This is a genomic window from Acidobacteriota bacterium, assembly GCA_033549365.1.
In the GTDB taxonomy this organism is placed as follows: Bacteria; Acidobacteriota; Aminicenantia; order Aminicenantales; family Saccharicenantaceae; genus JAWSUF01.
Map to the genome: position 1 here is coordinate 71342 of JAWSUF010000012.1, position 24461 is coordinate 95802.

Sequence of the window (24461 nt, forward strand, 5' to 3'; positions counted from 1 at the left end):
GAGACGCGTTTGAAGCCGCCGCTCTCAAAAGGAGGCTGGTGATGAAAAGAATCGGGAGGCGTTTTCCACTCCTTCTTTTGGCCGTCGCGGCGGGCCTGGCTCTTTCCGCAGGAACCGCTCGGCCGGAATTTGTGTCCAAACTCCCGGAAGTGATGAACCCCTTTTTCCTCGCGATTGCGGATGGCCGGATGTATGTCGTCGAGAATTCCGTGAGCGTCCACAGCTTCACGATCGACGATAAACACCTCGCCTTCGTCAAAACTTTCGGGCGCGAGGGTCAAGGCCCCGGCGAGTTCGGCTTCATCTACGGAGTCCGCCCGTTCAAGGACCACCTGGAGATCCCCGGAGTCCGCAAGCTCGCCCGTTTCTCCCTGGACGGGGAGTATCTCAGCGAGATCACAATCACGGTCGGCATGTTCAAGGGAGCGGCTTATCGGTTGGGCGACGGCTTCGTGGTCAGGGATCTCAATTTCGACGAAAAGGGGACAACGACGACGATCCGCCTCTATGACCGGGATCTCAAGCTGATCAAGGAGATCGGCACTCGCACGATTCCATCTGGTTTGAACAAGACAAATCTTGTGTCCGACTATTACGCACCCCGCGTGGTCGGCGATCAGCTCTATGTGATCGACGCGGCTCAGGACTCCATCGTCACCGTGTTTGACAGGAACGGCGTCCAAAAGAAGGAGATCCGCCTGCCCTTGGAGCCGGCAAGGATGACGGCCGCGCTGAAGGAAGCCATCGTCAAGCCCGTCAAAGAGAGCCTGCGCGGGAGGATCTCCTGGGAGGAATACGAGAAGCGGCTGTTCTTTCCCGCCCGGACGCCGTGCCTTGATTACTTCGAGGTCGTCGACGGGAAGTTCATTGCCAGGACATACCATTTCCGGAAGGACAAGGTGGAATTCGCCGTGTTCGACTTGGAAGGGCGGGAGCTGCGGCGCATGGACCTGCCCTTCACGGGCCGGCTGAGCAACGGCATCCTTTTCTGCTTCCATCAGGGCCGCTATTATTATCTTCGTGAGAACCCCGACGATGATGTCTGGGAACTCCACGTCGAACAGGTCTGGTAGGGACGACGGCCTTCGTCGCATCTTTCCCCATTCTCTTTACAAAACACTTTGTTTGGTTTCATTCGCCGTTCGTCCCGAAAATTCAGTACGGCGGTTCTGCCGGACCGCTGTATCCGCACATGCCGAGCCGGGGCGAATTCACGATGCGAATCGGCTCCCCGTAATCCTCATGCGGATGCGAGGCGGCATGTCGCTCGCACAGGAGTCCCGGGAGGTCCTCTTCGATCCGGCATTCCTCGCAAAAGTGAGTCGCGGTTTTTTTGCACTCCTGGCAAGTCGATACGGGCGCTGCATTACGCGCCATCAATACGATCGGGTGCTTGGAGATCGGCTTTCCATGACGGATTCCCACACGCTTGATTTTTGTCACGGACTCCGTCCCGAAATCGTAGACATGGATCACTTCGGCGGCTTCGGTAAAAACTTGATGGATTCTCCTCGACATCGGGATCTGCCTCCCCCACAGTCCTCCGATGGAAAAGCGGCTGAGATGCCCGCAACACTCCAACCAGATGGCTCTGAGGTAGAAGTCGATATCGCCCAGCTTGGCGGATCCGTCGACTTCCAGGTTCAGCCAATATGTTCGGTCGTCGGCATCTTGAGCTTGCAGATGATAAAGAACGCCTTCCTGCCCTTTGGCATTGATTTTTGACCACACTTCCGCGCGTTTCTCACACTTGGCCAAATGTCGGGTCATTCCCCCGCGTGCAAATTCCCGCCCGCAGAACACGCACGCACCGCGGTTTTGATCGTTAATGCTCATCTTGGCCCCCTTCGATTATTCCATATCGGCACAGGCCCGGTCATGAGTTGAAGACCTTCGGCCAACGGAAACCATGAAATCATCGGCTGCGTCCTCAATGAATCTATCTTCACCAATGGAGTGGTCCGGGTCGGGGAATGTTGCCGAAAAAGGATCATAAAATGCCCTTGTCCCATTCAAATACCATCACTCAATCCAATCCCTATTGTTGATGTAATAATATGACACCTCAAACATTTCCTCAAGGACAAAATGAAAAAAATAAGGATCCCGGAGTTGTAACGCCTTGGCCGCAAAACAGGAGGAAGCACAGCAAGGCCGGGTTCGTGATGTCAGATCAAGCAACTCTTGTCGGAGTTCCGGAACTCAGCAATATTTTTACGTTTCTTATCATGGGTGTATTTTACTTAATCTTCGTCTCCGGCACTATCCATCTCTTGATCGGTCGTTTCCAATTGCCAGCCACTTCGCTCCAAATAATCGGCTATTAAAGTTTCACCGGCATCTAAAAGCAAACCCGTGAGATCAATCGCATCTTTGCAAAGTTTTCTCATGCATTCATTCTCGTTATTTTCACGAAGGGGAGGATCAGCGAGGATATATTTCATAGCAATGGAATCAGCCAAGTCAAAGTAGGCTTCTCCTGCTTTTTGACCTCGGCTTTCAACAAATAAACTGTTTTTCAGAATGTCATCGGTCAGCACTTCTGAAGCAACTTCAGGATCAAATTGAAAAACAACCTTGTTGCGAATTCGGTTGAGTATGCGCTCACGGAACCAGCGGAAACGATGATCTCGCAAGATGTCACGGAAACCCGTGAAGGCATCATAATCGCGAAAAAACCGTCCAAGGCCGTCGACAACGACAAGGGCTTCAAACAAAATCGCACAATTGAAGAGAAATGCATTGAGACGTTGACGCCTGGCGGATGGGATGTCATGATCCGTGACAGCAAGGAAAGAAAACTGGCAGAATCGAAGAGCATTTAGAGATCTTGCCAGGTTGAGAAGAGCGGCAAAAGGCTTGTCTTCACGCAATGACTCGATATCAACATCACCGGGCACTATTCGCCAGCTTTTTTTATCTTCGCACATTAGGCAAATATTTTGAATAATCGACTTGAGATGCATTTTATTTTCATGATATCCGCTTTGCTCAAGTACTAGGGATCCTCTTTTCCGGACACTGGAACAGCTTGCCTAATAAAACCATCGTTTCATTCATCAGTTTTCACATTACACTTTAAGCGTTTGGAATGCCGTCTCCGGAGATTTCATCTTCAAAAATGACATCGGCATCTCATTGATATAATCAGACGCTTCCCAGGTTGTCATTCCCCGGAGTTCCAAGGCAAATCTTGCGCTGAAGATCAAGTCATTTATCGACCCCGTGACGGATTGGTTCAACGCTTTAGAGTATGTCGCATTCTTTTTATAGGAGGCCAGATATTTTGAATAGACAGAAATTTCATCACACCTTGCCAAGTACCCGCCAAATTCCCTCACCAGGGCTTCCTCGTACTTTTCCGGAGTCGTGACGCCTCGACCAATGAACAGGAGAGAAAACAACGAAGCTGTGTTCGTGACAATGATATATTCCACACGATTAGCTCGGAACACCTGGCCGGACCAGTCCAGGAACGGATTATCGGGCATGGGAAGCGACTCTGTGGGTGTCACACCGATTTTTTTCGAGAGTTTTGCGCTGAGCCTGAGAATCATTGTCTTTTCACCTTGCCGACGACCTTATTCGAACGCCTTCCTGGCGGCAAGCCGGGAGGCACCTCCGGTTTGTTACAAGAACAAATTATGTCGCTACTGGTTAGATTGTCAAGGAACGTCCACGGATATATGCCGCCTCCTCCCTGATCTTCTTTCAAAGAGGTTATGACGGCAAGTTGGTATATAATGTCAATCACATTACCCGCCCGAAATCGGCTGCATGGCATGAGGAGAAAATTATGAAAAAAAAGATTCGGAAAGATCTCCGGGCGGCATTCGGCGGCCGGGGTTGGCGGCCGCGGAACATGAGTCTGCAGCAGGAGCTGGGATCCATTTGGGCGGCCTGCGGTATCACCACCGAATGGGCGCCGCTGAAGAGCGTGCTGCTGCACCGGCCGGGCCTCGAGCTTCAGGCTTTCACCGATCCTGACGCCGTCCAGATGCTCGCACCGCTGGACGTCCTCCGCGCTCAGAACCAGCATGACGCGCTGGCGGACACCTACCGGCGTTTGGGAGTTGCGGTCCATGACCTTGACGCGCCGGAGACCTCGTTTCCCAATCAGATGTTCATGGCGGACCTGTTCTTTGCCACGCCCCAGGGAATGATCCTGGCACGGCCGGCATCCGAGGTGCGGGCAGGCGAAGAGCGGCATGCCGCCCGTAAACTGGCGGCGATGGGCATTCCCTTGGTGCGCAGCATCAGCGGCGCGGCCACGTTCGAGGGGGCCGATGCCATGTGGCTCAACGAGCGCGAGGTGATGATCGGCAGGGGGTTGCGAACCAACGCGCAGGGCGCGACGCAGGTTGCCGCCGTGCTCGACGAGATGGGGGTGAGAGCGATCACAATCGATTTACCCCCGCACGCCATGCATCTTATGGGTTTGTTGCGCATCGTGGATCGGCACCTGGCCATCGCATGGCCGGGACGTTTTCCGGAGGCCGGGCTCGAAACCCTGCAAAGAGCGCGGATCCGCGTGGAATTCATCCCGGATACGTCCGAGGCGATGAACGGCTTTGCCATGAACGTGGTGACGATCAGGCCGAAAGAGATCGTTATGCCTGCGGGCAATCCGCACACGCGTGCCTTTTTTGAAAAGCTCGGCATCAGGACGCACACCGTTGCGGTAGATGAGCTGGGCAAGGCGGCCGGGGCGATCGGCTGCCTGACCGGTGTGCTGGAGAGGGAGAAGCTTTCCGGGGACGACCCGGATTATTCTTGATGTTTGGTGATTAAGCGATCCCTCAGCGTTTTGAGCCGGCGGCTGATTCCCACTTTATAGATGTGGGGATTCTCGAAACGCTTGTATTCGGCGGGAAGTCTCTCCAGACGCTCCCGGGCATATTTCGCCGTTTGTTTCAGAGACGGCGGATCGGATACGATGTTGCCCCCAACCATCACCGGATGAAGGAGCGGTTGAAGTTCATACGGTTCAACGGCAAAGGATTGATGGGGAACGAACGGGTGGTGCATCTCGGCAATGTGCGTTTCATCCTCAAGCCCGACAACGTCCGCGCCCAGGAAGGATTCCTTTTTATCCATGGCGCGCCAGACCTGTTTTCTGCCGGGCAGAGTGATCTTGGACACGTTTTCCGAAAGCTTGATCACCGGTTGACCATCGGTTCGGGCCAGCTTATAGACGCCGTCGAGCGCCGCATCCGGCTGCCCGGTGACGAGGCTGGTCCCCACGCCGAAGACATCGATGGGCGCCCCCTGATCCAATAAGCTCTTGATAACGTACTCATCGAGCTGGTTGGAGGCGGCGATTTTAACGTAGGGCAACCCCGCCTCATCCAGCATGGCGCGGCTTTTCCGGGCCAGGTAGGCCAGATCCCCGCTGTCCAGGCGGATGCCTTTCAGGCGATGTCCCGTCTTTTCCATTTCCTTCGCCACGGCGATCGCATGAGGCACTCCGCTTTTCAGCGTGTTGTAGGTGTCCACAAGCAGCACACAATCCTCCGGACGGGCGGCGGCAAAGTTGCGGAAGGCCTCGATTTCACTGTCGTGACTCTGCACATAGGAATGGGCCATCGTTCCGGACGGTTGGATATCGTATTCCCGCGCCGCTCGAACATTGCTGGTCGCATCGAATCCGCCGATAACGGCGGCCCGGCTGGAATAGATGCCCCCCAATCCCTGGGCCCGTCGCAATCCGAAATCGATCAGGGTTCGTTCTCCGGCCACAAGGCGCATTCGGGCGGCCTTGGTGGCGATCAGAGACTGAAAATTGATGATGTTAAGGAGAACCGTTTCGATGAGTTGGGTTTCGATCAGATTCCCTTCGATTCTCAGGACGGGACGCGTCGGGAACACCACATCCCCTTCCTTGGGTGCGGCCATCGTGCCGGTGAATTTGAAATGTTTCAAATGGTCCAGATATTCAGGATGAAACGATTGGCTTTTTAAATAATTCAGGTCCTTTTCATCAAAGCGGAAGTCCTCAAGAACCCCCAGCAGATCCGCCAGGCCTGCAAAAACGGTGTATCCCCCCTGAAAGGGATTTTTTCGGAAAAAGTAGTCGAACACGGCGGATTCGTCTTTTCGCCCGGCCAGAAAATAGCCCTGCCCCATCGTCAGTTCATACTGATCGACATATGAGGCCGTGAATTCGAACAATTTTGCTGCCATCACCGCATCCGCTCGCGTAGGCTCGCATGTTTGATAAACCGCACACCCTTCCGAAGCATGTCGTCAACGGCCTTTTGGACGCTGTCGGGCGGTGATCCAACAGGATAGGTCAAATCGCTGAGATAGAACACCTCGTATCCTTTCGCGGCGGCATCCACGGCCGTGAAATAGACACAATAATCCGCCGCAAGACCACAGATGAAAACCCGTTTCACATTTCTGCCGCGCAGATAGCCGTCCAGGCCGGTTTCCGTCGCGCGATCGTTCTCCAAAATTCCGGAATAACTGTCGATCGATGGATGGAAGCCTTTCCGGATGACGGCCTCCGCAAACCGGGCATCCAGGCGGGGATGGAATTCGGCGCCGAAGGTGCCCTGGACCGTGTGATCGGGCCATAAGACGGGGCCGATTCCGGGTGCCTCAAAGGGATCGAACGGATTCTTTCCCGGGTGCCGGCTCGCGAAGCTGAGATGATCCGGAGGATGCCAGTCCTGGGTGAAGACAATGGGAAGGTCGGCTTCTTTGAATACCGCCATCAACTCATTGACTTGATCCACAAAGGCATCCCCTTTTTCGACGGCCAGTGCGCCGCCGGGCATGAAATCGTTTTGCATGTCGACCACAAGAAGGGCATCGCCTTCTTGAATGGTCACGGCGTCATGATGTCGAATTCCTTCGAGCTCCATGATGCGCCTCCTTTTGTCCGATCTGCCGTTTCATGCCCGGACAACAAAATTATGCCTCCGGGACCCATGGTGTCTGGCGAATGAGCGTCTCGGCGACTTTTTTCCCGGACAGCAGCATGCCGCCGAATATCGCGCCCATGCGCGGTCCGCCGAACGCCGCGTTGGCCGACATTCCGGCAACGTACAGGCCCGGAAAAATCTCCCGCGTGTTCTCCAGCGTCAAGGTCTCCGCTCTTTCGGCCCACATCGACTTCTCGCCCTCGATCATGCCGCTGGGGGTGGAGAGTTTTCCGGGAATCTTCTTCTGCACGACTTTGACGACTTCCGTCGCATGCCCGGTGGCGTCAACCACGAAGGACGCGCGCACCGCGAGCGGATCGACATGCAGGCCGGCGATTTCGACCGCCGACCAGTTCATCACGATGCCGATCACCCTGTCCGGCCGCATCAGCACATCCTCGACGCTTGTGCAATTGAAAATCGCAACGCCGGATTGCACCGCTTTCGAAGTCAGGGTGGATACGGCCTCCACGGAATCGGCCGTGTGATACCCCGTTTCGTACCGTTGGTGCCGGATCCCGAACTCATCGAGGACGGGCAATGCGGCATCCTGAACGACGATTTCGTTGAACATCATGCCTCCTCCCCACATGCCGCCGCCCACACTCAGCTTGCGCTCGTACAAGGCGACCTTTCGTCCCGCGCGGGCCAGGCAGCTCCCCGCCACAAGACCCGCCGGTCCGCCGCCGACGATGGCCACGTCCACCTGAAGATGGTCCATCAGCTTGCGGAAGTACCGCTCGACGATCGCCTTCGTGACAATCCGTTCGTCGATCTCGATCTTGCTCATTTTATCTCCTCGTTATCCGGCAGAGACCCTCTCTTATTCGTCTTGGAAGCCGATATGCAGCGAAAAAACAATTATGCCGCCGCGGGTTCAGTTGTCAAGAAAACGAACCTCAAACCTCGGCGGCAGGGGTCATTCGGGCGCCGTCCGTAGCCTGCTGCATGTGATGCCGGATCTGCTGAACCAGCGTTTCCGGTCCGCTTTCTTCCATATGATCTTGACGACCGGTTGGCCCCCGGCCCACTTGCCGGAATGCCACTTGCCCACCTTGACATCGAGCACATCGCGAAACGCAATCATGAAAGATTCATCCATCCCGAACTCGCCGATTCCCCGCGCCAGGAGCCCGTCCTTGGCATAGCGCCGCCACCACTTCCCGTCGATTTCAGTTCCGAGATAATGGCCGCGTTTTTTTTCCATCGTGTCCATGCTTATCTTCGATCACAAATCTAGCGCCCCTTGGCTGTGTTGTCAAGACAGGCGGCATTGCGGGATCTTGGTTTTCGAGGCAACCCTATGGGCGGATCGGCGTCTACACTTTCGAATCTCTCTCGAGAGAAATTTCGGAATCGAAAGGCTGAAACAATGACCCGAACACGCCTGATCACGGTGGTTTTAATTTTGAGCGCGATGACGGTTCTCTGCAAACCGGGTGTTCCTGACCCGGAACCGACCGCCCCAACCTATATGGACAATTTCCGGAAAATCGTCGATCAGCCGCTTCCCATGATCGAATTCCTTCAGGAGGGACCGCTGGACGGCGATCTGGATTCGGCCGCACTCCGCCTGCCCGAAGAGCTGAGCACCGCCGGGTTTCCGGTTGAAGAGACAACCCCCGGACAGGAAATCCGCATCGGAGGCAAGACGGTTCCAGTCGAGGAACATGTTGCCTGGAAACATTTTGAAACGACGGGCGTCAGCACCTGGATCGACCTCCTCGAATTCGAAAGCGAGGCCGCCTGCCGGGAGCTGATGAGCCGGAGAGGGCAATGGCACAGCAGCGCCACGTGGCCCGACTCCTTCCGCTTCTTCACGATTCGAAGCTCATCCGGCCGGAATGCCGTGGCGGCCGTCGTCCGGAACGGAACACGACTGTTCAATTTCGGTGTGGATATTCCTTTCGAGATCCTGCATCCCGATGACGGGGACAATACGCCGAAGGAACTGGCATTTATCGACGAGGCCATCGATTCGCTGACCCTGTTGATGAATGCAACCGCCCGGGCCCTGGCCGATCCCCATGCGGTCACCTGGATCCCGCCGGCGGTTCCCAACGAGGACGAGGTCCGGCGGATGAGAACGACTTCTTTCGTCCGGCTCTGGAGTGAAGTCAAAGCCAACTTTGTGTTCCTGGACAGCCGCCCGGAACTGGATTGGGAACGGGTCCTGGATCTTTACCTTCCCCGCATCGAGGCGGCCCGGACACAGGAGGAATATATCCGCGTCCTGCAGGATTGCATCGCCCTTCTGCGGGACGGTCACACGTGGGTTGGCGGGATCCATTCTTATGACAGGCCGCTTTTGAACATCGAACCTATTGAGGGCCGTCCGGTCGTCACCGGCGTGGGAATGACACCCGAGATGCAGGCCACAGGAATCCTTCCGGGAATGGAGTTGATCGAAGTGAACGGCGAACCGACGGGCGGTTCGACCGGGCAGCCGCTGCGCATCATATTGTACGGAACATCCGCCGGCATCTGCACGAAGTGGGACTTCTTTCCGGACGGGACCGATTTCGTCGGCGTCGGGATCCGTCCCGATCTTGAGGTGCGGCGGACGAAGGCCGACGTCGTCGCCGGCGCCGACCCTGTCCCGGCCAAAGCCGTGGAGATCCTCCGCCGAACACATTGAACTCCCCGATAGCCTGTGATACAAGCAGGGAGGAATTATCCGAATGTCGTTTGGAGGTCGCGATGAAAAAAGCAAAAATCTTGTCTCTTGCCATTTCCATTCTGATTGCCTTAACGGTTCAGCTCGAAGCCCGAAATCATGACCCCGTCCTATCGGAAAAAGACCTCCGGGCCCTGAACAACGAAATCTCGGGCGAGCGGACTCTGGATGCCATCAGACACATGGCCCATTTCCACAGGCTGCAGCCGGGCCGGGACTATCTTCAGGCCGCAGAATGGGTGGCGGAACAGGCGAAAAAGTCGGGTCTCAGCGACGTCCGAATCGAAAGATATCCGGCGGACGGAGACATCTCTTATTCGATGACCCGGTCGAGTCCGGCCTGGGACGTCCGGTTCGCCGAACTTTGGATCACGCGGCCGAAGGAAGAAAAGCTGACAAGCTTCCATGACATTCCCGTATCCCTGGCCATCATGAGCCGGAGCTGCGATGTGGAGGGGGAACTGATCTTTGTCGGAGCCGGGACCTCCCGCTCGGATTATGAAAATCGCAGCGTCAAAGGAAATGTCGTTCTGGCGACCGGCCCGATGGGTTCCGTCACATCCCTGGCCGTGGATGGCTACGGCGCCTTGGGCGTCGTCGTGATCAACCAGCGCTTCGCCCATGACGAGCCCGACGCCGTCAGCACGACGAGAATCCGCGACGAAACACCGGCGTTCGGATTCGGCCTGTCCCGGCGGCGGGGCGAAGAACTGCGCGACCGCCTGCTTCGCGGCGAAAAGATCTTTGTCCGGGCCGTCGTTGAGACCGAAATCGGGCCCGGGCATTACGAAAATGTCGTCGCCGTGATTCCCGGAACGGAGCTTGCCGGCGAGGAAATCCTTCTCACGGCCCACCTCTGCCATTACAAACCCGGGGCCAACGACAATGCCAGCGGAAGCGCCTGCCTCCTGGAGATCGGCCGGGCCCTCGTCCGGCTCATTGAGGACGGCAAAATCAAGAGGCCGAAAAGAACCCTTCGTTTTCTCTGGGTTCCGGAATTCAGCGGCAGCATCGCCTTCGCCGTCAAACACCCCGACATCATCGAAAGAACCGTTGCCGGAATCAACCTCGACATGGTCGGACAGTATCTGAACGACAATAACTCCACATTTTTCCTTCATCTCACACCTCATTCCCGGCCTCATTACATCAACGACCTTCTCATCAACCTGGTCGAATTCGTAACGGCAAACAACATGGAATCCCTGGGCACGGAGTCCCGCTTTCCCGTCCTTTCGCTGACCGGAAGCCGGGATGCCTTCCGATCGAGAGTCATGGGATACACGGGCGGAAGCGATCAGCACATTTTCAATGACGGCCTGATCGCCGTCCCCATGCCCTTTTTCAACGCCTGGCCGGACCGCTATTATCACGCCAGCGGAGATCAGCCCGAAATCTGCGATCCCACCCAATTGAAACGATCCGGCGTGCTGGCCGCGGCCGCTGTTGTTTTTCTTATGGACGACTGCCCCCATAAAGCCCGGCGCCTGGCCGGAGAAATCTCGGCCGTGTCCCGATCCCGGATCGCCCTGGAACTGAAGCGCGGCTTAGCCTGGATCAATCGGGCCGGGAAAGAGGATCTTCACGACGCTTACAAAGAGGCTCTCAATTTCATCGACCAAGCCTACAAGCGGGAAACCGCCTCTCTGCTGACGCTCAAAGATTATTCCAGGCGGGAAGGAAACCCGGCCGGCTATATCGATCAACTTGCGGAAACGTTGAGCCGGGAAAAAGCCGGGACCCGGGAGCGATTGAAGGATCATTACCTTTTCACCTGTCAAATCATCGCCGTGACGCCGCAGGACATGTCCCCATCCGAAGATGAAATACGGGCCGCCGGGATTATCCCGCGCCGAAACAGAGAGTGGATCGGTCCCGCCGGAACGGGATTCCTCAGGGAAAAAACGGGAGCCCCGGACAGCGCCTTCAACCTGCCCCTTTTCCGGGAAAACAGGCTCATCCCCTACGAAATCCTGAACTTCATCGACGGCAAAAATAGTCTGATTGATATCCGAAACGCCGTAAGCGCCGAGTTTCAGCCCATTCCGCTGAAATGGGTCGAGGACTATATCGACCTTCTCGTTCGTGCGGAGCTGGTTTTTTGGAACGCGGAGAACCTGTCAAGCCATATATAAATCTAACCATGGGAGATCTCCACGAGGGAGTTGGCTTTTCAGGTTGCGGGAACCGGCCGGTTGTTAGCCGGCTTCCAGATTTTTTCGTGCTTGGCGTTTACGATCTTGGAGAGTATGAAGCGGCCAGCCCCTGAAGCGTCTTGTTATCCGTAATCACGTCATGCGGAATGAGCAGATACGTCCACGGCTTTCCTCCGTGCGGCTTCTCATGCGCGGTGGCAAGGGAGCACCATTCCGCCGCAGCTTTGGCCTTGGCCAGCACATCCGCGTCGTTCATCTCGCTTGCAGCTTTCGGTTCGCAGAGAAACTTCACAGTCTTCGTCTCGACCACGAAGTCCGGCTCGTAGGACGCCTCGCTCGCGTAGTAAATCCGGAAGTCGCCCTTGGCGGGCTTGAACCACTTCAGCACTTCCTTGTCGTTCTCCAGAACCATGGCGAACCGTCGCTCCGAGTCCGAGTCGAACTTTTGGACCCGGTAGAGGCACTTCCCGAATCCGGCAAAGAGCATCTTGCGGATGTCCTGCTTGTCGGCGACGGGTGCGCGGAAGTCCCGCTCGGCTTCCCCGGCAGGAGCCGAGTAGTTGTTGGGGCGCATCGTCGTGATACCCTTGCTCACATGCGCTTCGTAAGCCTCCGCCTTCTCCTCAAAGTGTTCCTGCATCTGGGCATGGATCAGATTGACCAACGCCTGCTGGTGGTATTGAAGAACGTTCAGCACCTCGTCCTCGTTCTTGAGGTAGGACCGGAGATGCGCCACGGCCTGCCCGGCCAGCTTGTAGAGCAGCACCGCGTGGTCGTCATAGCAGATGTCGTTGAAATCAATGAGGCCGCGCACGAGATAGTCCTCGAGCTTCTCCTCCGGGACGATGCCCGTGCCGCTCATAAGCCGATATTGTTCCCGTCGGTGCAGTTCCTGGATGAGAATTTCGTTGTCCACCGGCTGGAGGCGAACGCCGGCGAGATTGAGATTGAACTCCCGATATCCGCGGACCACATCGCCCACGGGCTGGACCGTAATGCGGGGGATGTCGATCGAAAGCGCGTTCCGCAGCGTGATGGTCTTGGCCACGACCTCGGCCACGTTCACGGCTTCCGCGATCCCTGCCAATTCCTGCTGCGCCGGCGAAATGATCTCCTTGACCTTTTCGACGATCTGCTTCTGGATTTCCGGTTTTGTCAGATCGGCGGAACGCGGCAGGCGCTCGAACTCCCTGCGGATGACTTCGAGCGTCGCCTTGGCCGCTTCCTGCTCCTTGGGGTTCTCGAACAACAATTTGGGCTGCTCAACCCTGTACTCACTCTCACCCTCCGCTACGGCCAAAGGCTGAATCCGGTGAATGATCTCCGGCTCAGCCACCACGACCTTGGACCGTTCGTCGGTAACATATACGACCTTCAGGCCGCCCCGGATGACGGAGTCGGGGCTGTTGGCATAGTCCACGATCTCCTGGAATTTATCGTGGGAGACAATGGTCAGCCGATCCACCGCACTCATACCGGTGCGTTTCCCGTAGGGCAGGCGCAAACCCCGACCGATGGACTGCTCCACCAGCGTCTTTGAGTTCGCGGCCCGGAGGGGGACAATGGTGTACAGGTTCGTAACGTCCCAGCCTTCCTTGAGCATGTTCACGTGGATGACGATCTCCGTCGGGTTGTCCGGCTTCTCAACGTTGATAAGTTGCTCGACGGTCTCGTCCCTCTCCTCGCCGCTCTGTTTGGAGTGAACCTGAATGACCTTGCCCTTATATCGGCCCTCGAAAAACGCCTCATCCTCGATAGCTTTCATGAGCGCGTCGGCATGCCCGGTGTCCCGGGCGATCGCCAGCATGAAGGGTTTTACGATGGGCTTGCCGTTCTCGCGGGCGTAAACCTCCAGTTCCACCTTCGTGCTTTCATGGATGCGCACGCCGTCTTCCAGTTTCAGCCGTTCCAGCCCGACGTCATCGTAATTCTTCGGATTGAAGTTCTCGCGGGTGGCCACGGCGGGTTCCTTGACGAACCCATCCGCCATGGCGCTCGATAGCGGGTAAGCGTAGATGACGTTCTGGAACACCTGCGTCCCGCCGCCGCGTTCCACATGCGGAGTAGCCGTGAGTTCCAGGCCCAAGACGGGCTTCAACTCGCCGATGGCCTTCATGCCCGCCGACGCCCTGTAGCGGTGCGACTCGTCCATGAGAAGCACGAGGTCGTCCAGCTTCGAGAGGTAGTCGAAGTAGCTCTGGCCGATATACTCCTGAAGCCGCCGGAAGCGGGGAACGTTGGTCTTCTCGGCTCCCTTGGGCGTTTCCGTGCTCGTGATCTTCGAGATGTTGAAGATATTGATGTGGACGTTCGATTCGAAGAGCCGGCCGCTCCGAACTCCCCGGCCGCTCTCGTAGTTGTCGCCGGTTATGATCTCCGGCGGCTCGACCGCGAATTCGGCGATGCCCTGGAAGACGTATTTCGGCGTATTTGGCGTGAAATCGGCGATGAGCTTGTTGTAAATGGTCAGGTTCGGTGCGAGGACGAAGAAGTGCCGGATGCCCTCGGCCTTGAAAAGGTAGGCGATGAACGCCCCCATGAGCCGGGTCTTGCCTACGCCCGTCGCCAGGGCGAAGCAGAGCGAGGGGAAGTCCCGCTCGAAGTCCGTGACCGTGGCATATTCGGCCTGAACGGCCTTGAGCGCCTGGGCCACGTCGGTGTTCTTCTCCAGCGGCACGATGTCGCAGAGCCGTGCGAGAATCTCCAGCGAGTCGCGCTGGGGCGGCCGGAGGCTCAGGCGGTTGGCGATGATGTTGATGTGCCTATTCATTTTGCGCCTCCCGTCTTTGTCGGGCCGGACAGCGTCCAAGACAAGTTCGGATGAAGCCAGCCCGGCTTCCAGGATTTCGCACTCACCGCGTGCGGGATGACCGCCAAGGGCATTGAGACCATATCGTTCCATTCTCCACGCACTGCGTGGAGAATCCCTCGCGAGCGATGATCCGCCGATTCCGCACGCACTGCGTGCGGAATCACAAGTTCTGGGTATCCCAGATAGAACGCCCTGAAGGTCTCCAGATTGCGGACGGCGAAACCACGGCCATAGTCCTTCACCAAACGCTTCGATAGGTTCTCGATCAGCCGCTTGCCGTATTCGGCCCTCGCTCGGCCTTTCTGCTCCTCTTCCACGATCTCCCGCCCGATCAGCCAGTTCGCGACCACCTGCGTCGTATTTACCGAACGGGCCACAGTGCTTCTCGCGGAATCCAGTATCTTCCGGATACGTTCATACACTGGCGACGACGGCCTCGATATGCCCGTTTTTCGCTTCATGGTTTCTTCTCCTGCGGCGGAGGGTCAAAAAGCGAGGGCTGGCCGGCCGCCTGTGCCCGTCGCTCCGCCTTAGTCCTGCCCTTCATCCGCCTCTCCGCATCCGTCTCCACCTGCCCAATCAGCGGTTCCTCCCGCACCGGCAGGTTCTTGATCTCCAAACTGTAGTCATCCTTTCCCCATTCACAGCGGTTGAGGACTGCCTTCGGAATCTTCTTCACCGTCAAGTTCGGGAACTCGTCGAGGTTCTTGATCCGAAAAGCGCCGCACATGATGAGGAGGCTGCGGCCCTCGCCGACCTCGTCCGTGAGTTTTTGTAACTGCTCGCGGGTGAGCGTCTGTGTGGTCACGTAGATAAAATCCGTCTCCGTCGAGTGCCCATGTTTCCAGTAGGCCGTGTCGCTGGGGGCGTAGGTAAAGCCTTCCAGCTTGCACATCGCCTCGGCCAGCATGGCCGGATTGTACTGCTTGCTGATAATCCAGTTGCCGAACTCGTCCTTCTTCAATAACGAAGGCGCAAGACGATAGTAGCGGAATCCGCCGCCGCCTTTCCAGCCCACGGACTCGGTGATGCCGCCCTTATCCTCGCCATCAATCACCTTTTTCAGGCGCGGGATGATGTGCGTATGACAATGCTCGCCGAGTTCGACCATGATCCACCGGCGGCCCATCTTATGCGCTACCGCGCCCGTTGTGCCGCTACCAGCGAAGGAGTCGAGAACAAGGTCGCCAGGGTTGGTGGCGAGAGAGATGACGCGATGCAGAAGCCGTTCCGGCTTTGGTGTATCAAACACATCGTCTTCGCCAAACAGCGCGATGCTCTCCTTCTTAGCTTCCTGCGTATGGCCCACTTCATCGTTTGGCCACCACGTCCAGGACTGATTGCCCTCTGATTCGGATAAGAATGTCTTGCGCCGTGGCATGCCGTTGCCGGCTTTGCCAAACCAAATCCGGTTGTCGGCGACAAGTTCCAGGAACACTTCCTCAACATTCTTCCAGCACACGCCCTTCGGCGGCGAGTAGACCTTACCACCGGGTGTCTTGATCTTGTACATTTGATTCGGTCTGAATCCTTGCGCTGTGTAGTCCGAGGACACCCACGGACCGCGCGGATCGTTATCGGGATTCTTGAACTGGGCGACTTGTTCTGGCGTCTTCAGCAATTTGTTTAGCTTCATCTTTGCGATGTTCCTCGCATACACCAAAATATGGTCGTGCCCGGCACCGAGCCATGCGCGCATGTCTGGAGACGTGCGTTTCTGCCAGAGCACATTCGCCACGAAGTTCGGACGCCCAAATGTTTCATCAAGCAACACTTTACAGTAATGTGCCTCGTTGTCATCGAGGTTAATCCAGATCGCACCTTCCTCAGCCACCAGCGACCGCAGAATTTCCAATCTGTCACGCATCAAAGAAAGCCAAAGGGAGTGTTCGACACCATCATCATAATGCGCGAACGCCGACCCAGTATTGTAGGGCGGATCGATGTAAATGCACTTCACCTTCCCCGCGTATTCCTGCTCCAGCGCCTTGAGGGCGAGGAGGTTGTCTCCGAAGATGACCCGGTTATCGAAGATGTCGTTCTTTCCGGTACGGAACGACGCGTGGTAGGACTTCTCCGGGTCTTCGATAAGAATGCGCGGCTCCAACTTCGGCCGATTCTCCTTGCCGATCCAGGTGAGCTCCAATCTGTTCAACTTGCTCATGACGGTCTCGATTCAAGGAAGGCACTTGCTTCCGAGAACAGTAACTTGAAGCAGTGTTCCACACGTTCGTAATTCCATGCCCCAGTCGCCTCACCGCACACCAGGCCGCAGACGCACGAATCGAAGCGCCGACCGCGCTCATACTCATCATCTGCTTGCTGTTCTGTAACTTGCTCAGGAGTTGCGCTGACCTCTCCGATCTTTGTGAGCTCCACATAGAGAGCCCGCTGTTTCTCCATGTCTCGCTTTCCTTCTGCGACACTGACAGCCGTCTTATCATAATTAGGATCCTCTGCCCAAACCCACGTGTTCGATTCCCATCTTCTGATTTTCTCGTGGCGGAAAATGTTCATGGCGTCTACGACGCTGGCAGGCAGATCGAGCCCCTTTTTCTCTCGCATCCAGGTGTCTATCCTGCGGAGGAACTCGGCTGTGTCCGGCGATATATAGTCAAGGACGATACCCACAAGCTGCTTGGATTGATGGTTACGTGTTGCCCTTAATATAAGGGGAGTCCAAGATATCGCATCAATCGAGACCAAGTACAACAGGAACGCCTTAGCGTATTCCTCTTGGGCGATGATGGAAAGATAGTAGCGAGTTGCCGGCGGTCGCTCGAATTCGAGAAGCTCAGCCTCGTTGAGTAAACGGCGACCGTTGTCACAACACCGCCGGGCTGGGTCTAGGAATGCCTGTTTCATCGTACGGACTCCTTAACGCGGGTCCGGGCAAGGTGGCAGTGGGCCGGGACCTCGACCAGGATCGGTGGCTTCAGCCGGGGCCGGTTCTCCTTGCCGATCCAGGTCAGCTCCAGTTTCGTCTTGTTTTTGGCCATGTCAACCTGCTTCCTCGCGGGTTATGTTAGAGCCACCGGCGTCATCTGAACGGTCTGCTTACTACATGAACACCTCAAGGCCGTGCCGCCGGTATTGACCTTTGACGCAAGACATCCGCAATTCGGACAGGTCAAGGCCTCAAATAGGTCAATCGTGGCCTTCCCGAATTCACGCACGTCGTTGTCGGGTATCTCCATGCCTGGCGGGCTGAAGTGACATCCTACCTGGTTGCGGATGAACAGCATCGCGTTCACGCGATCGAAAGTGGTCTTGGCGGTGCTTGCCTGCCAATTCTCAGGCTGGCCAGCAGTATTCCAATTGCTATTCAACAGTACGGAGAGGTTGTGCTTCGTGAAGAGCCTTACACAACCATTCAACAAAGCCCCGAGCGTGTATTGGTTTAGCTCGTTTCGAGGTAACGAGCACTCGTACAGCATGGTAAGCTCATCCAGGATACTTTCCAGCAAAATGCCGGCTTTAGACGATACTGCCTGGCGATCCAAGACCGGGTTGGCGATAGCCTTCCTTAACTGATCTGTCACAAGCGGCATGTTCTGGGCGGCGATCCCGTGGCCAAAGTTCCACTGACCGAGGTGTATACGTTGAATTCCTTGTGCATTTTGGCAGCGATCCCACCATAGGCGGTAATGTGTGGCCACGATCACCTGCAGGAAGTTCTGTGCCTCGCTGCTGAGGAGATCGATAATCCGCCCGAGGTGAGGGGCATCGACCGAAGAGAAGATGTCGTCAACGAGCAGAACCGTGTGTCCAGGCGACTCGCGCTTAGCCAGGGCCAGCCAAACACAAAACCCCAACGTGTCCATGTGGGATTCACTGAAGACGGCTTGAGGTGGAATATCAATGTACCCATGGAAAACGCCGGATTGGCTTACCGATCCCCGTCGCTCTTCCTCTATTTTCAGACGCTCCAGCCCGATGGCCTCCCCAGGATGAATCGCCTGGAAAAGTCTATTGGCTTCCTGAGCAATCGAGTCAAGAATGCCTTGAACAAAAGTCACGCGCTTATTATGGACAATGTCATAGGCCCGATTGAGTCCTTGTCGGATGCGGTCCAACTCAGCGACCTTGTGGTTGGCTCCATTGATGCCCCTCCACCATTCGCTAATGGAGTTGAACTGATTAACATCGCGCTGGGCAGCGTTCCTTTTTTCCTCCAGAGTCAGCCGAATGCCGTCCAGGCACTCACAAATGCCCACGAGGGACGGCATATCCTGCTCTGGTGCAGTCCAGTCGGGCCAACGGACGTCTAGCGCGGTCACCTCAGGCATATCCTCGGCGACAACCGCACCATGGGCAGCTTGTGAGGCCGACACTAAAGTATCATTGGCCTCGGTCAGAAGCGCAGAAGCGATGTCGAGTTTCTTCTGAATGCTCTTACGCTTATCAGAGAGATCTTTCAACACGGAAAGCTGAGAGAACTCCCGGCTCACTATATCGAGAAGTTCGTCCCGTCCAATCGGGCGTTGGCAGGTCGGGCACTTGTCGAGGCCGGCCTCGGCTTCGATGTAAGCCTTTGCCTTCTCGAGAGACTCGAGGAGCTTCACTGCGGTGGCTGCATTGACGCTTGGTGCCGTTGCTATCGCTTCGTTAGCATGTGCCAACTCACCCCCAAGGGTAGCCACCTCGGAGACTCTGGACATGTACTGCGTCTTCGCTGTGACCGCTTCATCAATGACCGCGACTACTGCTTTGAGCCTTTCTAGGTGGGTGTTCAGTTGTGCGATTCCCGTCTCCACTTTGTTCTGCGCCCAAGCCATGGCGGTCTCGCCGGGACCTGGACGATGCTCAGCTTCCCAGAAGTTATTCAACTGGGTCGACATTCTGTCCTTGGCAGCAATCTGCTCGTTTATGCCACTGTTGGTATCGTTGATTTTCTGCTCAAGGGCTCCTTCAGATTGCTCGACAATGCCTATGTCTATGAAGTGCCGAAGTGCTTTATACCTTTCATTCGGCTGGGCAAGGATAAGCTCAAGAATTTTGCTGCGGCGCAGAATCTTGGCATACGGTTTGTTTGTCGGACCAGTCACATCAATCGCGTTTTTACGCAGAGCACCGACCCAGCTTTCACCTCCCGAATGGATCGTCGCTCTCAATGTTGCAGGCAAGGAACCAATCGTACATAGATACTTGCCAGCACTCTGTCCGACACTGACGTCCCCTAGGCACCCGACAGTTCCGTTACATACAACATCTACTGCATCGAGGATGGTCGACTTGCCCGAGCCGCTTTCGCCGAACAACATGGTCATGCTCTTCTGCGGGTCAAACTCCAGTTCAAATGCAGTTGTGGCACCGCGGAAGCCGTTCAATCCTATCTTGGTGATTGGCTTACACATGATCTGTCTCCATAGGCTTCCTGGGAGCAGTCGCGATGTCGACCCAGAGCCCCCAGTCCTCCTGCTTCACCCCTCCAACCTTCAGTTTCGAGAGAAGATCGGCTTTACGATTCTCCGGTATAAGGCCAGCGGACGCCAATGCCTCCGCCACTTCTTCCGCAAGCAAGTCGTTCGGTGTTTTATCAGTCGCGTTGGCTGTCATAATTGTTCTCCTATTGGGTACACTTATCTCTCCTCCCCGAACCGCTCCTTCAGGGCGCGTTCACCCGCCAGGGTCAGCCGGTATTTCCGCAACCGGCTGTTGGGCTTTTCCAGGATGGTGCATTCAAAAGAGATTTCAACGCGAGCCGTGGAGCCTGCTCTGACCTTGAACGTGACCACTACGGTCGAACGCTTGAACTCCAGTGCCGGGCCCTCGCCCTGACGCAGAAGAGCGGATATTTTCTTCAAGTTGGCCGGGGCATTCGTGTTCATGCCAGCCTCCACCGGAAACAAAATACCGGCTTGACGGCGTGTCGCTGCCGGAGTTGGCCCTCGATGCGTTCGATGAGTTCGTCACGACGGCCGTCAATCGCATCCTGAGCGTCGAACAACTCCCGCCGTTTTCGGTTGCGCTCGCCCTCCAATGACTTCAGCGCCTTCTGAGCCTCCAGTTTGTCTCTAAGCAAAGCGGAGAGTGCCGACGTTTTCCGCGCCTCGCGGATCTGGCGGTCGAGTTCCTTAATCTCGCGCTCCAAACCCTGCTTGAGGTCGTCCGACCAGCGGTCCAGCTTGAGAACCTCCTCGTCGAAGAACCGGCCGTTCCTTTCTTCCACCTGTTTCAGCCGCGATTGCACCTCGGCCTGCCGAATGGACGATAGATCAAGGATAGGCCCGGCAACCGCCCCCTCGATAACGGCGGGCAGAAGCATGAGTTTTCCGCAGGTCTCGTCGTCCAACGTCATCCCGTCATCGGTTTGTGCAGCAAAAACTAGAAATTCCTCCGCGTCGAACGACTCGACGGTCAGCTTGGACAGTTCAAGCCACCCCGAACGACCTAAGAGCGGCTTCAGGATGCTGACGACTTGTCTATGACCCGCGTAGTCCACCCGAAGCGAGGCGGATGGGAGGTTGCGGGCAATCGCTTCCTGGATGACATGGGCGGCAAGCGGGTGATCCTGCCGATAAAAGATATCGCCGTTTTTTTCGGCCTCCTTCCAGTCGAAGTGATACCAGCCTTGGCGAGCGTGTGGTCCCGCGTAATGGAATCGCGGCCGCTCCGGTTCGAACTTGGCATGGCCGTTAAGTTCGGTCCGCGTGAGCTCCAAGAGCCAGCGTTCCCGCTCGCCGAGGCTCTCCAACGTCTTATCCCGATGGACACGAAGCCGAGCGCTCACGTCCTCATCGAAGTTCTCAAGCAGAACCACTCGAGTCTGCGCCATGCGCGCCTGAATTTGTTCATCCAGTTCGGATTGCAGTTTGTCGAAGGCGGTCTTGATCTCCTGCCTGTTTCGACAAGTCTGGTACACCAGGGCGATGCGGCGCTCGATGTCTACGCCGGATTCGAGCGCGCCGAGCACTTCGTCGCTTGCGCCAAAGACGCCGTCGAATAGACGAAATTTTTCGCTCAATATTTCGAAGACGCGTTGGTCCGCCTCGTTCCGGCGATTGAGGAAGTTCACGACCACGACGTCATGTTTCTGTCCATAGCGGTGGCAGCGGCCGATGCGCTGCTCGATACGTTGTGGGTTCCAAGGCAGGTCGTAGTTGACCACCAAAGAACAGAACTGAAGATTCACGCCTTCGGCGGCCGCCTCCGTGGCGATAAAGATAACGGCGCTCTCATGGAAGTGCTCGACGATGGCGGCTTTGATATTCACCGCACGGGAACCCGTCATCCCCTCCTCGTCGCCGTGGCGCGAGCGCCACGCCTGATAGATGATCTTTGATTGCGGATCGCTATTCGAGCCGTTCATCATCACGACCTGCCCCTCGTACCCGCTCCTCGTGAGAAGATCAAAAAGGTATTGCTGTGTACGGCGAGATTCCGTAAAGATGACGGCTTTGCGTTCAGCTCCCAGCGCTTGGGCCTTTTCAAAGGCGATCTTTAAGGCCGGGATAAGAGCGTCGCCCTTGGCATTTGCATAGATACGTCTAGCCCGCTCGACAAAGCGCCGCAAGTCCGCAATCTCCGCCTTCAGTTTTGCAGGATCGAACGAAGGCGGAGGTTCGGCGGAGGTCTCTCCGGTTTCCTCCTGTTCTTCTTCCAATTCATCCTCAAGGTCGTCGATCCCCTCGATGTCATTGTCGTCAAGCAGACGCTCTTGGTTGTTGGACAGCAATTCAAGGCGCGTCGCCAGTCGCTCCAGCGTATCGGCAATGGCGAAGGTCGAGGACGCCAGGAGCTTACGCAGAACCAGCGTAATCAGTGTCCGTTGGCTTGCCGGAAGCGCGAAAAGGTTTTCCCGCTGGAGGTATTCAGAGATGGCCTCGTAGAGTTCCTGCTCCGCGTCGCTCGGCAGGAAGTCCTGTGTTATCGGAACCCGCCGCGTGAAGGGGATATATTCCACCACCTGCTTCCGCAATGTCCTGATGCAAACAGGCTGAAGACGACTCCGCAGATCGGAGTTCCGTTCTCCCTCGTCGGTCGCTCTAGCAAACCGATCGCGGAAGGATGCCGCATCTCCGAAAAGATGGGCATCGATGACACTGGCCAGACCGTAAAGCTCCATCAGCGAATTCTGAAGCGGCGTGGCCGTGAGCAGGAGCTTAGGAGAATGACCGACCGCATCTGCGATGCTCCTGGCAAGTTTGCTGGACTTCTTGTAGACGTTACGCAGGCGGTGGGCCTCGTCAGTGACCACAAGGTCCCAAGGGACGCGGCTCACCTCGGGCGACTTGGCAGAGGCGAAATGATAGGAGCAGATGACCAGCTTGTCCGGCGAGTCGAAGGGATTGACAATCCCGTCCTCATGTATTGAGTTGAAGGCTTGGGAGTCCAGGATTCTTGTCGGCAGGTAGAACTTCGTCTCGAGTTCTTGTTGCCACTGTTTGCGCAAAATCGCGGGCACGATGACAAGGATTCGTCGCTTCCGTTCCGCCCAGCGCTGGGCAATCACAATGCCCGCCTCGATGGTTTTGCCTAGCCCGACCTCGTCGGCAAGGATGACGCCCTTCGCGAGCGGCGAGCGAATGGCAAAAAGCGCCGCGTCCACTTGATGAGGATTCAGGTCCACACGAGCACCTGCAATCGACCGGGATAGGGTTTCAATCGTGCCGGTTGCCCCTCGCAGGGTGAGGGCATGCGCCCAATACTGGCTGTGGTAGACGGTGGTCATTCCTTTGTACCGTGCTTCTTGTTCTCCCAGCCGCCGCCTTGCTTGACCCACTCATCCACCTCGGAAAGCTTGAGCCGAAATAACCTCCCGACACGATGGGCGGGGAAACCCTTCGTTTCGATCCAACGATAGACAGAATCCCTGTTTACGCTGAGATGGGCCGCCACTTCCTCGATATCTACCCAACGCTCTTCATTGCTCATGGACGTTCCCCTGCTGCTCTGCACCGGCGAATCAAAAATAGAACCAAAGAAAGTATAAGAGAATCGGTTCGAATGTCAAGAGGAAAATGCACGGAGTCGCATGAAATCAGGGGGTTGCGGCGGCGGGTTCCTATTCATGAGGGAGTGAAGCATATGGCGAATTCAAGTTTCTCCCGCTCCCGCTCCAGGAACGGACGGATGTCCGCCTGGGCGCGTTCCCAGTCCGTTGTTTCCAACCGCCGACGGAGCTCGTCCCGCGAGATATAATCCGATTTTGTGTATGAAAGGAAAAGGAAAGAGCGTATCCTATGTTGGATTTTCCAATTCAACATGGACCCGGAAGGGTCCGAAAGGATACGCTCATGAACAAGATTACTGCAAAAGAGGAAAAAGATCGAATGGTTTCTGAGTCGCGCTCTTTTCTGGACAGAATCATTCAGGAAGGGGCACAACGGATGCTTCAGGAAGCTCTGAAGAACGAAGTGGAAGAGTACTTGAGCCGAATGGAGCATCAACGGATGGAGGACGGCCGTCGGGCGATCGTCCGGAACGGTCATCTTCCGGATCGCGACCTGGTCACGGGGGCCGGGCCGGTTCGCATCCGCCAGGAGCGGGTTCGGGATCGCAGCGGTCGTGAGAAGTTCACAAGTCGGATCCTGCCGCCGTACATGCGTCGAACGCCGAGCGTCGACGAACTGATCCCGGTACTTTATCTGAAGGGGATCTCGACAGGAGAATTTTCCGAGGCTCTGGAGGCGATTCTGGGGCCGAATGCGGCGGGGCTTTCGGCGACGAACATCGTGCGTTTGAAAGAAGGCTGGGTGAAGGATTACGAGAGTTGGGCCAAACGCGATCTGAACGGCAAGCGATATGTCTACTGGTGGGTGGACGGGATCTATTTCAATGTCCGGCTGGATCGCGAGAGACCGTGTATGTTGGTGATTATAGGAGCGTTGGAGGACGGAACGAAAGAACTGGTGGCCGTTTGGGATGGAACGCGCGAGAGCAAG

Annotated in this window: 22 protein-coding genes; 5 read left to right on the plus strand and 17 right to left on the minus strand. The window is 56.4% G+C overall.

The features are described 5' to 3' along the window. Nucleotides 1–41 precede the first annotated feature (41 nt). Complete coding sequence (locus SCM96_13430; GenBank protein MDW7761620.1) at nt 42–1073, plus strand: hypothetical protein; 1032 nt, start codon at nt 42–44, stop codon at nt 1071–1073. A gap of 82 nt (nt 1074–1155) precedes the next feature. Here the strand turns inward: SCM96_13430 and SCM96_13435 are convergent, their stop codons facing one another. From SCM96_13435 to SCM96_13445, 3 genes are all read right to left on the minus strand, one after another. Next, complete coding sequence (locus SCM96_13435; protein ID MDW7761621.1) at nt 1156–1836, minus strand: hypothetical protein; 681 nt, start codon at nt 1834–1836, stop codon at nt 1156–1158. A 407-nt stretch (nt 1837–2243) separates the two neighbouring features. Then, nucleotides 2244–2966, minus strand: coding sequence for a hypothetical protein (locus tag SCM96_13440; GenBank protein ID MDW7761622.1), 723 nt, complete (start codon nt 2964–2966; stop codon nt 2244–2246). 105 nt (nt 2967–3071) lie between these two features. After that, complete coding sequence (locus SCM96_13445; protein MDW7761623.1) at nt 3072–3557, minus strand: hypothetical protein; 486 nt, start codon at nt 3555–3557, stop codon at nt 3072–3074. A gap of 239 nt (nt 3558–3796) precedes the next feature. On the opposite strand from SCM96_13445, the gene SCM96_13450 reads away from it, so the two are divergent. After that, on the plus strand, nt 3797–4777 hold the full coding sequence (locus tag SCM96_13450; protein ID MDW7761624.1) for an arginine deiminase family protein: 981 nt from the start codon (nt 3797–3799) through the stop codon (nt 4775–4777). Here SCM96_13450 and SCM96_13455 read toward each other — a convergent pair. The 4 genes from SCM96_13455 to SCM96_13470 all read right to left on the minus strand — a co-directional run bounded on the left by SCM96_13455 (nt 4768) and on the right by SCM96_13470 (nt 8145). Further along, on the minus strand, nt 4768–6171 hold the full coding sequence (locus SCM96_13455; protein ID MDW7761625.1) for a nicotinate phosphoribosyltransferase: 1404 nt from the start codon (nt 6169–6171) through the stop codon (nt 4768–4770). The two genes, SCM96_13450 and SCM96_13455, sit on opposite strands and share 10 nt — an antisense overlap. A gap of 11 nt (nt 6172–6182) precedes the next feature. Then, entirely contained in the window at nt 6183–6869 is a 687-nt protein-coding gene (gene pncA, locus SCM96_13460; GenBank protein MDW7761626.1) for a bifunctional nicotinamidase/pyrazinamidase, read from the minus strand. Nucleotides 6870–6918: 49 nt separating this feature from the next. Continuing rightward, nucleotides 6919–7710 carry a sulfide-dependent adenosine diphosphate thiazole synthase gene (locus SCM96_13465; GenBank protein MDW7761627.1) on the minus strand — a complete coding sequence of 264 codons (792 nt, stop codon included), beginning with the start codon at nt 7708–7710 and terminating at the stop codon, nt 6919–6921. A gap of 138 nt (nt 7711–7848) precedes the next feature. Continuing rightward, a complete protein-coding gene (locus SCM96_13470) occupies nt 7849–8145 on the minus strand; it encodes a hypothetical protein (GenBank protein MDW7761628.1) in 297 nt (98 codons plus the stop codon). 156 nt (nt 8146–8301) lie between these two features. On the opposite strand from SCM96_13470, the gene SCM96_13475 reads away from it, so the two are divergent. Continuing rightward, nucleotides 8302–9567 (plus strand): hypothetical protein, encoded by a 1266-nt coding sequence (locus tag SCM96_13475; GenBank protein ID MDW7761629.1) that lies wholly within the window; start codon nt 8302–8304, stop codon nt 9565–9567. A gap of 62 nt (nt 9568–9629) precedes the next feature. Beyond that, nucleotides 9630–11741: a DUF4910 domain-containing protein gene (locus SCM96_13480; protein ID MDW7761630.1), complete on the plus strand. Its 2112-nt coding sequence runs from the start codon at nt 9630–9632 to the stop codon at nt 11739–11741. A 97-nt stretch (nt 11742–11838) separates the two neighbouring features. Here the strand turns inward: SCM96_13480 and SCM96_13485 are convergent, their stop codons facing one another. The 10 genes from SCM96_13485 to SCM96_13530 are packed head-to-tail and all read right to left on the minus strand — an operon-like array spanning nt 11839 to nt 23451. Next, nucleotides 11839–14532: a DEAD/DEAH box helicase family protein gene (locus SCM96_13485; protein ID MDW7761631.1), complete on the minus strand. Its 2694-nt coding sequence runs from the start codon at nt 14530–14532 to the stop codon at nt 11839–11841. Next, the gene (locus SCM96_13490) at nt 14529–15035 is read right to left on the minus strand and encodes a DUF1016 N-terminal domain-containing protein (GenBank protein ID MDW7761632.1); all 507 of its coding nucleotides are present in this window, start codon (nt 15033–15035) and stop codon (nt 14529–14531) included. The genes SCM96_13485 and SCM96_13490 overlap by 4 nt, the downstream gene beginning before the upstream one ends. Continuing rightward, nucleotides 15032–16738, minus strand: a complete 1707-nt coding sequence (locus SCM96_13495) for a site-specific DNA-methyltransferase (protein ID MDW7761633.1) — start codon at nt 16736–16738, stop codon at nt 15032–15034. Before SCM96_13495 ends, SCM96_13490 begins: the two co-directional genes overlap by 4 nt. Then, nucleotides 16735–17439, minus strand: coding sequence for an AbiV family abortive infection protein (locus SCM96_13500; GenBank protein MDW7761634.1), 705 nt, complete (start codon nt 17437–17439; stop codon nt 16735–16737). The genes SCM96_13495 and SCM96_13500 overlap by 4 nt, the downstream gene beginning before the upstream one ends. Then, a complete protein-coding gene (locus SCM96_13505; protein MDW7761635.1) occupies nt 17436–17573 on the minus strand; it encodes a hypothetical protein in 138 nt (45 codons plus the stop codon). Before SCM96_13505 ends, SCM96_13500 begins: the two co-directional genes overlap by 4 nt. Nucleotides 17574–17594: 21 nt before the next feature. Next, nucleotides 17595–19931 carry an AAA family ATPase gene (locus SCM96_13510; GenBank protein MDW7761636.1) on the minus strand — a complete coding sequence of 779 codons (2337 nt, stop codon included), beginning with the start codon at nt 19929–19931 and terminating at the stop codon, nt 17595–17597. Beyond that, the gene (locus tag SCM96_13515) at nt 19924–20133 is read right to left on the minus strand and encodes a hypothetical protein (GenBank protein ID MDW7761637.1); all 210 of its coding nucleotides are present in this window, start codon (nt 20131–20133) and stop codon (nt 19924–19926) included. Before SCM96_13515 ends, SCM96_13510 begins: the two co-directional genes overlap by 8 nt. Before the next feature lie 23 nt (nt 20134–20156). After that, a complete protein-coding gene (locus tag SCM96_13520) occupies nt 20157–20405 on the minus strand; it encodes a hypothetical protein (GenBank protein ID MDW7761638.1) in 249 nt (82 codons plus the stop codon). After that, nucleotides 20402–23248, minus strand: coding sequence for an SNF2-related protein (locus tag SCM96_13525; GenBank protein MDW7761639.1), 2847 nt, complete (start codon nt 23246–23248; stop codon nt 20402–20404). Before SCM96_13525 ends, SCM96_13520 begins: the two co-directional genes overlap by 4 nt. Further along, the gene (locus tag SCM96_13530; GenBank protein ID MDW7761640.1) at nt 23245–23451 is read right to left on the minus strand and encodes a helix-turn-helix domain-containing protein; all 207 of its coding nucleotides are present in this window, start codon (nt 23449–23451) and stop codon (nt 23245–23247) included. The genes SCM96_13525 and SCM96_13530 overlap by 4 nt, the downstream gene beginning before the upstream one ends. Before the next feature lie 362 nt (nt 23452–23813). On the opposite strand from SCM96_13530, the gene SCM96_13535 reads away from it, so the two are divergent. Next, nucleotides 23814–24461 (plus strand): transposase (locus SCM96_13535; protein ID MDW7761641.1); only part of this gene is annotated, 648 nt, incomplete at its 3' end.